General features: G+C 40.8%; 10 protein-coding genes. 6 read left to right on the top strand and 4 right to left on the bottom strand.

Features of this window, described 5'->3' with window-relative positions; genetic code table 11:
• Window positions 1–543 precede the first annotated feature (543 nt).
• The 3 genes from B4G94_RS15980 to B4G94_RS15990 are packed head-to-tail and all read left to right on the top strand — an operon-like array spanning window position 544 to window position 6,529.
• A complete protein-coding gene (locus B4G94_RS15980) occupies window positions 544–3,903 on the top strand; it encodes a SusC/RagA family TonB-linked outer membrane protein (protein ID WP_286860076.1) in 3,360 nt (1,119 codons plus the stop codon).
• Window positions 3,903–5,258 carry a RagB/SusD family nutrient uptake outer membrane protein gene (locus B4G94_RS15985; protein WP_286860077.1) on the top strand — a complete coding sequence of 452 codons (1,356 nt, stop codon included), beginning with the start codon at window positions 3,903–3,905 and terminating at the stop codon, window positions 5,256–5,258. The genes B4G94_RS15980 and B4G94_RS15985 overlap by 1 nt, the downstream gene beginning before the upstream one ends.
• 26 nt (window positions 5,259–5,284) lie before the next feature.
• Window positions 5,285–6,529, top strand: coding sequence for a TlpA family protein disulfide reductase (locus B4G94_RS15990; protein ID WP_286860079.1), 1,245 nt, complete (start codon window positions 5,285–5,287; stop codon window positions 6,527–6,529).
• Window positions 6,530–6,587: 58 nt separating this feature from the next.
• Here the strand turns inward: B4G94_RS15990 and B4G94_RS15995 are convergent, their stop codons facing one another.
• From B4G94_RS15995 to B4G94_RS16005, 3 genes are all read right to left on the bottom strand, one after another.
• Complete coding sequence (locus B4G94_RS15995) at window positions 6,588–6,809, bottom strand: hypothetical protein (RefSeq protein WP_286860081.1); 222 nt, start codon at window positions 6,807–6,809, stop codon at window positions 6,588–6,590.
• Between the two features lie 288 nt (window positions 6,810–7,097).
• Window positions 7,098–7,637 carry a hypothetical protein gene (locus B4G94_RS16000; protein WP_286860083.1) on the bottom strand — a complete coding sequence of 180 codons (540 nt, stop codon included), beginning with the start codon at window positions 7,635–7,637 and terminating at the stop codon, window positions 7,098–7,100.
• Window positions 7,638–7,647: 10 nt separating this feature from the next.
• Window positions 7,648–8,022 (bottom strand): hypothetical protein, encoded by a 375-nt coding sequence (locus tag B4G94_RS16005; protein ID WP_286860085.1) that lies wholly within the window; start codon window positions 8,020–8,022, stop codon window positions 7,648–7,650.
• Between the two features lie 318 nt (window positions 8,023–8,340).
• Here B4G94_RS16005 and B4G94_RS16010 point away from each other — a divergent pair, with 318 nt between their 5' ends.
• Window positions 8,341–9,177 (top strand): hypothetical protein, encoded by an 837-nt coding sequence (locus B4G94_RS16010; RefSeq protein WP_286860086.1) that lies wholly within the window; start codon window positions 8,341–8,343, stop codon window positions 9,175–9,177.
• Between the two features lie 98 nt (window positions 9,178–9,275).
• Here the strand turns inward: B4G94_RS16010 and B4G94_RS16015 are convergent, their stop codons facing one another.
• Entirely contained in the window at window positions 9,276–9,476 is a 201-nt protein-coding gene (locus B4G94_RS16015; RefSeq protein ID WP_286860088.1) for a hypothetical protein, read from the bottom strand.
• 382 nt (window positions 9,477–9,858) lie between these two features.
• Here B4G94_RS16015 and B4G94_RS16020 point away from each other — a divergent pair, with 382 nt between their 5' ends.
• Window positions 9,859–10,620: a hypothetical protein gene (locus B4G94_RS16020; RefSeq protein WP_286860090.1), complete on the top strand. Its 762-nt coding sequence runs from the start codon at window positions 9,859–9,861 to the stop codon at window positions 10,618–10,620.
• A 4-nt stretch (window positions 10,621–10,624) separates the two neighbouring features.
• Entirely contained in the window at window positions 10,625–11,029 is a 405-nt protein-coding gene (locus B4G94_RS16025; protein WP_286860091.1) for a DUF5675 family protein, read from the top strand.
• The last annotated feature ends 133 nt before the right edge of the window (window positions 11,030–11,162 follow it).

Raw genomic sequence — 11,162 nt, forward strand, 5'->3', positions numbered from 1 at the left:
AAAACGATTATGAGAACGAACACAAAAAACAACGCCCATTACCCGCCTTCGATCAGAGATCGACTGACGAGGTATTCCCGCAAGTCACTTTTAAAGAACATTTTTCGTGCGCCTGAATAAGACACACTGTAGAAAAAAACAGGCTATAAAGAGCAATAAAAAGGGGAGGATTTGACTTTCCTTACAAATGAAAAGGTACTGAACCTTGTTCAGCTTAATTTCCCTCTTTATATCCCTGTCACCGACCTATACATTTAGATGATTGCATAAAAGGTAATAATGGCCAATGAAATGAGCTTGTTTTAATCTTGCACTTTAAAATTAAGCAAAGTTTTATTGAATCCAAACTTTTTACCGTTACTTTTTATTGTAATACAATAGTATGTTATGGGTCGGTTTGTCTTTTATTCCGGTAGGAAGCGTCATAATTATTCCTAATCAATGCCTTGTAACCGTTTTGACGGCGCTTTTCGGATAAGCTAATTCTTTATTGTTGGATCAGCATTAGCCATAGCTATGGCCTTTGCACAACACATTTTTAACATGCAAAAATTTTGCAACGGGGAGCGTATTGCCTATTTGTTAGGAGCTGTCAGTAAGCTGGCTCTTAATATTTTAAATGATTTTATTTGCCTTTCAAAGGCATTAAAGAATACAACAATGCTTTTGACATGCATTGCTGTATTTCATATGTTTAGTTTATCGGCTCAGACGCCCCGCAAGGACAGCGGGGCTAATGGGCCTTTAACAGTATCTGGTACAGTGGTTTCGGCACTAGATGGTAAACCGATACATGGGGTATCGGTTCGTATCGAAGATGAAAAGGGGAGAGCATCCTCCAAAAGTGAAGGCTCTTTCTCAGTGTCAGTGCTAGCATCTACAGGGACTATCAAGTTTAGCCATGTCGGTTATTGGCCTCTAGCAATACCTTACTCCGCTGGGGTATCGTTAACAGTAAAGTTGATACCGCTGGAGAATCAATTGGATGAGGTGGAGGTAGTCTCTACAGGATATCAAAAGATTCCAAAGGAGCGGGCTACCGGAAGCTTCGAGTTTGTAGACAACAAGCTTCTCAATCGTAAGGTGTCGACTGATTTTATCAGTAGGCTAGAGGATGTGGTGCCGAGTATTTCAACATCTAAATATTCTACCTCAAGTCGGGGTAAATTGCCCAATATCAATGTTAGGGGAGTCAGTAGCATCAACTCGAATATATGGCCCTTGATCGTGATCGATGGTGTTCCTTATGTCAATAACTTTGATGATCTAACGGGTTATTTCAATAATATCAACCCAAATGACATCGAAAATATCTCGGTATTAAAGGATGCTGCGGCTGCTTCCATATGGGGTGCACAGTCTGGTAATGGGGTAATCGTTATCACGACTAAAAAAGGAAAGTTTAACCAGCCGCTTCAACTAAATTTTAATAGTAATCTCACGATAGGGCAAAAACCCGATCTCTATTATATGCCGCAGATGAATACCTCTGATTATATCGATGCAGAAGTTTTTCTTTTTAATAAGGGTTACTACAATACCAACATGAACCGTTATTCTTATAATATCACGCCAGTCATCCAATTGCTTAAAAAGCAGAAGCTAGGACAACTTAGCCAAGCTGAGGTTGATATGGAACTGGATCGCTTAAGAAAGATAGATATGCGTGAGGATTTTCTAAAATACATCTATCGGCCTTCGGTAAACCAGCAATACAATCTTCAGCTCAAAGGTGGAAACGAAAAGGTGAATACGCTTGTATCGCTCGGTTACGACAAGAATCTTAAAAATCTCCTGACATCTTCTTATGAGCGTTTGACCGTAAAGAACAATACGCAGATAAGGCCAATTGATAGATTGCTGTTGGATCTTGGGATAACTTACACCGACTCGAAAACGAAAGATGCGGATGCATTTTGGGATTATAATGTGATGGGAAGAGGGATGGGCAATTTCCCCTATATGGAACTGGCAGACAAAAATGGGAATTCATTGGTCGTCGATGCAATTGGCTACAACCCTACATTTAGGGACACTGTTGCCGGTGGAAGATTACTGGACTGGAAGTTCAGGCCATTGGAGGAACTGAATGAAACCAGCAGAATCGGCAAAGTGCGTGAAATCTTGTTCAATGCCGCTATCAAGTACGAACTGCTGCCCAAACTAAATCTTTCTGCCAATTATGCTTATCAGCGGGCTAGCCAGCCAACGGAGATATGGCGGGGACTCGGATCGGTCGAACATCGTGCATACCTAAATTATTATGCTTCATGGGATGCAAATCAAGTGACTTATAATTTGCCTTTAGGCGACTTTATGAATAAGCAACAGCTGGATAATACAACTCAAATGGGGAGGTTGCAGGCAGATTACGAAAAGCTATGGAACGAAGATCATCGGCTGAATGTGCTGGCAGGAGCAGAGTTCAGGCAGGTAAAAAGTGACGGTACCAACAATGTATACTATGGATACAGCCGCGCAGATGGCAACTTTACTCCCGTGCAATGGGGCAAATCTGTGCCCTTGCTCAATGGTATGGGTGGCAGGGGTATATTGAGAGATTTTAGTACTATTTCAGGATTCACGAATAGATATACAGCACTGTTTCTAAATTCAAACTATGCTTATAGAGACCGCTACATGGTCTCTGGCTCCATTCGTAAGGATGCTTCTAACCTTTTTGGGGTAAAGACCAACGACAAAGGGAAGCCATTTTGGTCAATCGGCGGTGCATGGCTGATCTCGAAAGAGAATTTTGCGCCCAGCTTATTTGATCTGCTCAAATTACGGGTGACATACGGCTACAACGGAAATATTAATAATTCGACCGCTGCGTATCCGATTATGTACAGGGAAAGTATGCCGCATTACATCTCTAACGAACCCTACGCATATATACAGTCCCCACCAAACCCCAGCCTGAGATGGGAGCGGATCGGTACCTATAATTTCGGGCTGGATTATGGCCTATTTAAAAATAGAATCACGGGTTCCGTGGAATACTATCTGAAAGATGCCAAAGACTTGATTGCTTTAGGGCAGTTGGATCCCAGTACCGGATTCTCGGCCATGCTATTCAATTCGGCAAACATCCGTGGAAAAGGCGTCGATCTCTCCGTGCAGTCCATCAATGTACAGAAGAGATTGTTCTCCTGGTCGACCAATCTGGTGTTTAGCTACAACCGAAATATTGTCAAGAAGTCCTATAATGAAAATATACTAGGAGATAGCTATGTGAGTACCAATCCAATAATAACGCCTTTTGAGGGGATGGATCTTTATAGCCTTTTAAGTTTTAAATGGGCTGGACTTGACCCACAGACCGGTGCTCCACAAGGGTATGTGAATGGGCAGGTCTCAAAAGACTATATCAGCCTCTATGGCAACACAGCAGTGTGGGATATGGATAATAATGGATCAGCAGTTCCGGTTTATTTTGGTTCGTTGCGGAATACATTCCGCTATAGTAAACTGGAGTTTTCATTTAATATCAGCTATCAGTTGGGGCACAAATTTCAACGTACATCATTTGAAAATTATCGTTTTGTCAATATGGGAGCGGGACATGCGGATTTTGCAAAACGCTGGCAAAAACCGGGAGATGAAATGCATACCGATGTGCCAGCACTGAGCTATCCAGCCAATATGTATGCGACAAACTTTTATGCATTTTCATCTGCTTTGGTCACCCCAGCAGACCAGATAAAACTCCGCGATCTGCAATTGAGCTATTCATTTGGCAAGTTAAAAAAGCTAAACATTCAAAATTTAAATGTCTATGCATATGCACAAAATATCGGGACCATATGGCGGGCAAATAAATATGGTATTGATCCCGAATTTGGTGCTAATTGGCCTGATCCTTTAGCTATTTCATTAGGCGTTAATCTAACAATTCAATAATGATGAATAAAGTTCTAACATATTTATTAATAGGGTTTTTAAGTGTTTCTTGTAAAGATTACCTAGATTACAAACCCAATATTAAAATGGCTATTCCAACGACACTGGAAGATGCCGAACTTTTGCTCAATAACTATTCGGATATGAATATGGGCTATCCCAATCAGGGCGAAATTTCGAGTGACGATTATTTTCTGAACTACGACAATTGGTTGTCAATCTCTGAAATAGACCATCGCAATCTATATTGCTGGAACAATGAAACGCTAATCAATACAATGCCTTGGCAAACGACGTATAAAGTAGTTTATATTGCCAATCAGGTCATTGAGCTCTTGAACAAATTGGATCCGACTGTCAATGCCGCAAAATGGAAGCAAGTCCATGGAATGGCTCATTTTTATAGGGCCTTCGCCTTTCAGCAGCTACTGTCTACATATACCGTTGCATTCAAAAAGGAAACTGCCGCGATGGAACTAGGTATCCCCATACGCGTGACACCAAATATGGACGAAAGTGCGCCGCGTTCTTCGCTGGAAGCATCCTATGAACAGGTGATATCGGATTTCAAGGTATCGGCGTATAACCTTCCCCATGTGGCAGCTGGGAAAAGTATGCCAGGTAAAGCTGCAGCTTATGCGGCTCTGGCGAGGGTATACCTTGATATGCAGGATTACGGTCAGGCGCAAAATTATGCTGATTCAGCCTTAAGTGAAAATGATTTTGTGTTGGATTACAATGATGTTGACCCAAATACTGATCTGCCTTTCTCTCGGTTTGGTAAAGAGGTGCTGTTCCCTGCGACAGCATCCTTTAGTGAAGCTTTTGGTGAATATTACTGCTTTACAGATACGCTATTATATGCGTCTTATCAATCGGATGACTTACGGAAGGTGCTGTTCTATAAAACTTCGCCGACTGATCCCGATTACATGACTTTTAAAGGTTCTTATGATAATTCCTTCGGAAGTCCTTTTGTTGGGCTAACCACCACAGAAATCTATCTGATCCGGGCAGAGTGTGCTGCGAGAAATAACCAGCTTAATATTGCTAATGCAACGATGAATAGTCTATTAGAAAAACGTTGGGAAAAGAATAGTTACATACCCATCGATGAAACAGATCCTGACAGATTGCTTGCTTTGATACTAAAAGAAAGAAGAAAGGAACTGGTCTTTCGGGGGCTACGCTGGCCGGATCTAAAGAGGTTGAACATGGATCCAACATATGAAAAAATGCTAATAAGGAACCTCAACGGAACGGTGTATCAACTACAACCCAACAGTCTCTCGTATGGTATCTTATTGCCTTTGAGTGCAATAAACGTTGGTGGTTTGGTTCAGAATAAAAGATAAATAGCTATATAACAAAAACAAATAAAATGAAAATATATAATTTGATAATAGGTAGTATGTTATGTCTATTTATTTCAATAGATAGTTTTGCTCAGCCTAAAATTGATCATAGTAAGGGTCTTCATATTGGCGATGAATTTAAATACAATAAGACCGTAGAAGTCATCAATGACAAAAAGCCTCAATTTGACTTTGCAAATTATAAGGAGGATCTATTGGTGCTTGATTTTTTTGATACGTTTTGTTCGTCCTGCATCGCTAATATGCCAAAGGTCGTGGCCTTGCAAAAGGAATTTGGAAGCAATGTAAAATTAATACAGGTTACCTGGCAGGATAAAAAAACTATTCAGGATTTTTTCCGCACCAATAAGTTCCTGAAAGAGCATAAGGCTTATCCCACGGCTATTGTTTCAGATAGTATTTTGCATAAGTTATTCCCGCACCAATCATCGCCACATGTGGTATGGATCTACAAGGGAAAAGCTGTAGCTATTACGGCTGTGGATGTTTTGAACAGTAAAAATATACAGGAACTATTGACTAATGGAAAAATCAATCTTCCCCGTAAAGACGACTTTCTACCCTTGGCAAGTAAAGAGGAATTAGGGATTAACAACATTGCCTTTAGTAAAGTTTCGGGATTTAACGCGGATCTTAAGCAAAATGGCTTTACTTATCAATTGGATAGTACTATACAAAAGTATCGCACATCTTACAATAACATGCCGCTATTCAATATCTATCTTTCATTACTTGGGAAAATGCAGCGAAAAGAATACCTGATCACAAAAGACCGAGTAGAATGGAAAGTCAAGGACAAAACACGTTATAATTATGGATCGGAGGAGAACGAACCCACCAGGTGGATGGAGAAAAATGCGATTTGTTATGAACGGATCGATAACATCCAGCGGACTGAACAGGAGCAGGCCAAGGTAGTGTATAACGATATGAACAACTTTTTTGGACTGAATGTATACTATGGAAAAGCAAAACGCCAATGTTTGGTATTGCGGAAGATTCCTATAGATAAAACTGGGGGGATAAAAGTAGAAAATCGACAGAATCTGGAAGGCACTTCTGTACTCGCATTTGTTATAGACTACACGAAGGAATATCCTCCAGTAATCGATGAGGTGAAGAGCAAAGAGAATATTGCTGTGGGAGAATTCAAAAATATTGCTGAGTTAAACCAGCAATTGCTCGCTTATGGTATGCAATTAACTCTGGAAGAGCGGGAGATCGAAGTAGTTGTGTTTGAAGAAATCTAAAAAGAAATAAGGGGACGAATAGTCCCCTTGTCTTTTTTAACCTATAAATCAATATTGATTAAGATTTCAACTGCACATTACTGGATGAAGTACGGTCATTTAATGCAATAATCATCTCATTTTTCAATGCGTCTGTCAATTGCGGTTGACCCGAGCCAGTAGGGTTTGTTTGTATAGCACAGATGCTATTGTCCCCTGAACAGGCTGGCGGTGTACTCCCAACGTTAGTATAATGTGCTGGATTCGTAGGGTTTGACCCTGTAAAGCTAAACCAAGCCATAATCACGTTAGTTTTTGGTGTTCATAATTAAGTTTATAATTCAGTACGCTGCAGTCATACCGGCCCCCATAATAGTTACTTTGCTAGTAACTAACGATCTGGCGGGGTACTCCTTTTGCCAGACCGTTTTTTTTACCCTTTGAACTTTTGTCTCCCAAGTTCGTGATGTCGGTAGCTGTATTACTTATGTTCCTTTTTCTTATCACTAAGTTCGTAAGAGATTTACCACATTCAATTTGGATATCCGAAGACCTGGATGTAAAAATTGATAATGATGAATATCAATTTTTACAGTGGTAGCTGACTGAAATAGCTCACATTCATATGTAGATAATTGGCCAGATCTTTATTTTGGATGCGGTTATAAGACCAGCCCAAACGCTCTACGAGTGCTGCTTTACGCTCCGCTGCAGGCAAAAGCATAAGCTCAATACGCCGTTGCCGTTGCTTTGCCCACTCAAAAATCAAATCTCTGTAAGGGGAAATCAGCTGCTTGTATTGAGATAGGAGGTCGTCTAAGTCTCGCGCCCTTATTACAAACAAAACACAGGGCTCCACACTGACAAAACTATAATTGCTTCGGTCCGCCGGAAATATGCCAAAATCTCCCTCAAGCATAAAATGGGCGATATCACCAGTTAGTTGATTCTCCTTTTTCAGAATCCCCGAATGGAGAAAGAAGCTATCCTTCTCGTGCAGTGATAAATAATGACCTCCGTTGATACGTTTGATAAAAATATGGGACAGTAACTGTTCTTGCATCTCTGGAAGTAGGGATACATGTTGCAGAATGGTGTTAATGAGGTTCGCCGTCGGTTCCTTATCCATAATCTTTCTTTTAGCTGATAAAATAGTTGACGCCGCCAGAGACAAAATCATCCTGTTCCGGCTGTGCGGTAACTTCCACTTTTTCCTCACGACGGATAAATTTTGAACTGCGTTGGGCAATATCTCCCTTAGTCAAAGTGACCTCGAGTCGGTGCCGAAAACAGTAGGCGAGCACACGGCCATTATTCAGTGCAAACTCCAGTCCGAGCGAATACAAGTAAACAATCTGATCTTCGGTCAGAATAAAAGTGCAGATGATCCAATCAAAAAAATTGATTTCTACATAATCGGCTTCCAATTCAATTTGGCTATCCTCTTTTTGATAGAGATCATAAATTTTTTGGTCTACACCAGGTGATGTTAATGGGTACTTTTCTGTAAACATAGTTTAGCTTTTTGATGTTTAAAACTGATCGTGATTTTCACGGATTCCAAAACTAAAGAATACCAATGGGCTCTTAAAACTCAAGTCTCTCTTTTGGAGAAATTCGGACATTTTTGGAGAAATTCGGACAGTGTATTACAATATACCTACACTTTTGTGTAGCTAATAGTATATAAAATTTATAAATACATTAGAATTCATTGCTTAAAAATCGAAATTCATAGATCATTATTAACCCTTAATTATGTATCTTCGGGTTAGCCTAAGGCGCTATTCTAATAGTGTCCTCTTTTTCTAATAATTTTAAAAGAATTTTCTATGCAACGTTTGTATAAACGGCGGAAACCTATTTTTTATATTGGCAGATTTGTAGTCTCTTTCATTGGCTCTTACATTATACTTTCCTATGGTGAGCCCGAAGGGTTTCTCGAGATCTTTTACGAACCTGACTTTTGTTTACAGCTTGCAATAAATACGATTGGATTCTATCTGCTTTCGTTAATTATCAATTGGCTAATGAACTGGCAGCGTCCCATGGTTTCAAAATTAAAATATAGTGCTAAGAGTTGGGTATTCCTCTTTCTAAAGGGCTTTTTGATCCCTGTGACTGTATTGCTAATATTGTCTTATACTTACTTCTCTATTTTCGGGGAGCCATTTAGTTTATCAACTTATTCCAAAGTTATTTTCCCGATTTCACTTTTGGTAATTTTTATCTTCGTTAGTTTTGAGCTTATCTTGTTCGGGATGTACTATAGTATGGTTTTGACCCGAAATGCCCGCATGCTAAAACTACAACGACCTGTGCTTGAAAATCAGTCCTATCGTGAAGAGGATCTTGATGATCAATTTGGGAAATTCTATAAAATCGAGTTAGTGGAAAGACGTGCAGTTGGCGTGGACCAGCATGGAATGGAACATAAGTTGCCCTTCAGAACATTGAAAGAGATAAAAAAAATTACCGACAAAGATTTTAGGTTTTTTTCTACAGGGAATTGGATTGTCCAATATGTGGGAATAGCAGAAGTAGAAAATGATAGTGATACCAGGGCATTAAAGATTTATTTTAAACCTCCAATAAAAGGGTACGTCAACGTAAATAAGGAAAAAAAAGGGGCATTTTGGAAGTGGTATGAAGCATCTAAAAATTTATAATTTACTACCCAACTCACATCAACTGTACTTTTAGAAAAGGAACATGAAGTAACAGACCAACAGATCATGGGCTAAGCCTTGATAAATAAGGGATTAGATCAATTGCGGAGACATTGTTTTCGGATGGTTTCTACATCAATACCGGTATAGGAAGAAAACTCTTCTACCGTAATGTACTGATGGAGATCCTTTCCATAGGCATCTTTGATTGTCCGAAGTATTCGGACAGACTGTTTGTAACTCTTTCCCAAGAGAATACTGACATCTTTAGCATAGATGCAGACACGTTGATTGCTCATAATTATATTTATTTAATTGTTAAAAATTACTTATTAATCGGCTTATTGTCCGTTTATCATCTTACTCCTACAAAGCACTTCTGTAGTACTGTTTTAGCACATTTCACAATGTACATTATTAGTGCTTCAACAGTGCTATATCTGTGCTTAACATGTGCTTTGTCTGTGTCGGGCGAATATGGGTTATTTGTAGCGGCATTTTACCAGCAAAACTTTCGTGTTGCCGTTAACCTAAAGTTAGGAATTATTATTTCACATGTAAAAGAGACAAATGAACCCATTTGGCCCCATTTGGATACAAATAAGCCCACCAAAGCCCATTTGGGACCGAACCTGATTTTTGCATGTGCACCTTTGTGCTGTAATCCAATGATAAACAATCATGGCAAGACAAGTAAGTTTAGTAAAATTTGAAGGTAAGATCGGGGATCTTTCCTTCTACAAGGACAAGCGCGGCTATCAGGCTCGCATGAAAGGTGGCCCAACTAAAGATCAGATCAATTCTGATCCGCGGTTCCAGCGAACCAAAGAAAACGGCCAGGAATTCGGTCGGGCAGCAAATGCCTCCAAAAAACTGCGTGAACAGCTGCGCGAGCTACTCAATCAGGGATCAGATGCTGCATTTGCCAATCGCCTCACCGGCCGTCTAAATCGTATCATCCGTGCGGATGAAGTAAATGGCAGGGGCGACCGCCAAGTACTCTCTTCCAATCTGGGCCCACTGGTGGGGTTGGAATGTAACCTTAAGGCGCAGCTCAAGGACGTATTCTTCCTTAAAATCCGTCCTGTCTATGATCGAGCTACAGGCGATGGTTCCTTTGCAATCCCGGAAATGATCGCTAAAAACGTGATCAAAGGACTGAATGGAGCAACACATGTACAGGTTCAGCTGGTAGCAACTGAGTTTGATGCACAAAATCCAGAAGCTGATGAGGTGGATATTGCTCGTTCGTCTTATTTGGATATTGGTAAAAGCGATGTTTCGGCTCCTGAAGTGCTAAGCATACAGTTGGTACCACAGGCTGGCGCTGCTGTGCTGATCATGATGGGAATAAGTTATTTCCAATTCGTCAATGGTGGGTACTATCCTTTATCTAATGGCATGTACAATGCCTTAACATTTGTCCAAGTAATCCAACCGTAGGCTTATGAAAACTAGGCATACCCTTAAGCTCCTCCGTAAATATGGGGCTGAGGGAACAAATGGAACAATTACCTTCGAGGGCGAGCATATCTGCCACACGATCGAGCTGCCGGATCGCAATAACATCAAGCGGATCAGCTGCATCCCGATCGGTCAGTACAAACTGGAGAAGATCCGCTACCAGCGACACGGGGAGCAGATCGGTATCCCGCATGTGCTGAACCGTGAAGGGATCTTGATCCACGCGGCAAATAACGCTAAGGACGAACTGCTCGGCTGTATCGCTCCGGTCATCAGCCTGACCGGCGAGGGGCAGGGCACAGAAAGTGGTAAGGCCCTGGCCAAGCTCAAAGCGCTGGTGTATTGCTTGTGGGATATGGGTGATGAAGTGTATTTGAGTATTCGATAGCAATGAGGAGGACATGAATTGACTACTGCATTCCTTTGTGCCATCTTCTTAGCAAGCTGACGGCATAAATCAAACTCGCTGCGCTCAGACAGTGATTTATGCTATCGTCAGCTTGCGTCAGCGATAGGCAGTC

The sequence above is a fragment of the Sphingobacterium sp. UBA7625 genome (genome assembly GCF_002484085.1).
Taxonomy (GTDB): domain Bacteria; phylum Bacteroidota; class Bacteroidia; order Sphingobacteriales; family Sphingobacteriaceae; genus Sphingobacterium; species Sphingobacterium athyrii.

Excerpts from the sequence above, each read along its gene's own strand:
- B4G94_RS15985 (WP_286860077.1), top strand. The coding sequence starts at position 3,903 with ATGATGAATAAAGTTCTAACATATTTATTAATAGGGTTTTTAAGTGTT.
- B4G94_RS16000 (WP_286860083.1), bottom strand. The coding sequence starts at position 7,637 with ATGGATAAGGAACCGACGGCGAACCTCATTAACACCATTCTGCAACAT.
- B4G94_RS16020 (WP_286860090.1), top strand. The coding sequence starts at position 9,859 with ATGGCAAGACAAGTAAGTTTAGTAAAATTTGAAGGTAAGATCGGGGAT.
- B4G94_RS15995 (WP_286860081.1), bottom strand. The coding sequence starts at position 6,809 with ATGGCTTGGTTTAGCTTTACAGGGTCAAACCCTACGAATCCAGCACAT.
- B4G94_RS16005 (WP_286860085.1), bottom strand. The coding sequence starts at position 8,022 with ATGTTTACAGAAAAGTACCCATTAACATCACCTGGTGTAGACCAAAAA.
- B4G94_RS15990 (WP_286860079.1), top strand. The coding sequence starts at position 5,285 with ATGAAAATATATAATTTGATAATAGGTAGTATGTTATGTCTATTTATT.
- B4G94_RS16015 (WP_286860088.1), bottom strand. The coding sequence starts at position 9,476 with ATGAGCAATCAACGTGTCTGCATCTATGCTAAAGATGTCAGTATTCTC.
- B4G94_RS15980 (WP_286860076.1), top strand. The coding sequence starts at position 544 with ATGCAAAAATTTTGCAACGGGGAGCGTATTGCCTATTTGTTAGGAGCT.
- B4G94_RS16025 (WP_286860091.1), top strand. The coding sequence starts at position 10,625 with ATGAAAACTAGGCATACCCTTAAGCTCCTCCGTAAATATGGGGCTGAG.
- B4G94_RS16010 (WP_286860086.1), top strand. The coding sequence starts at position 8,341 with ATGCAACGTTTGTATAAACGGCGGAAACCTATTTTTTATATTGGCAGA.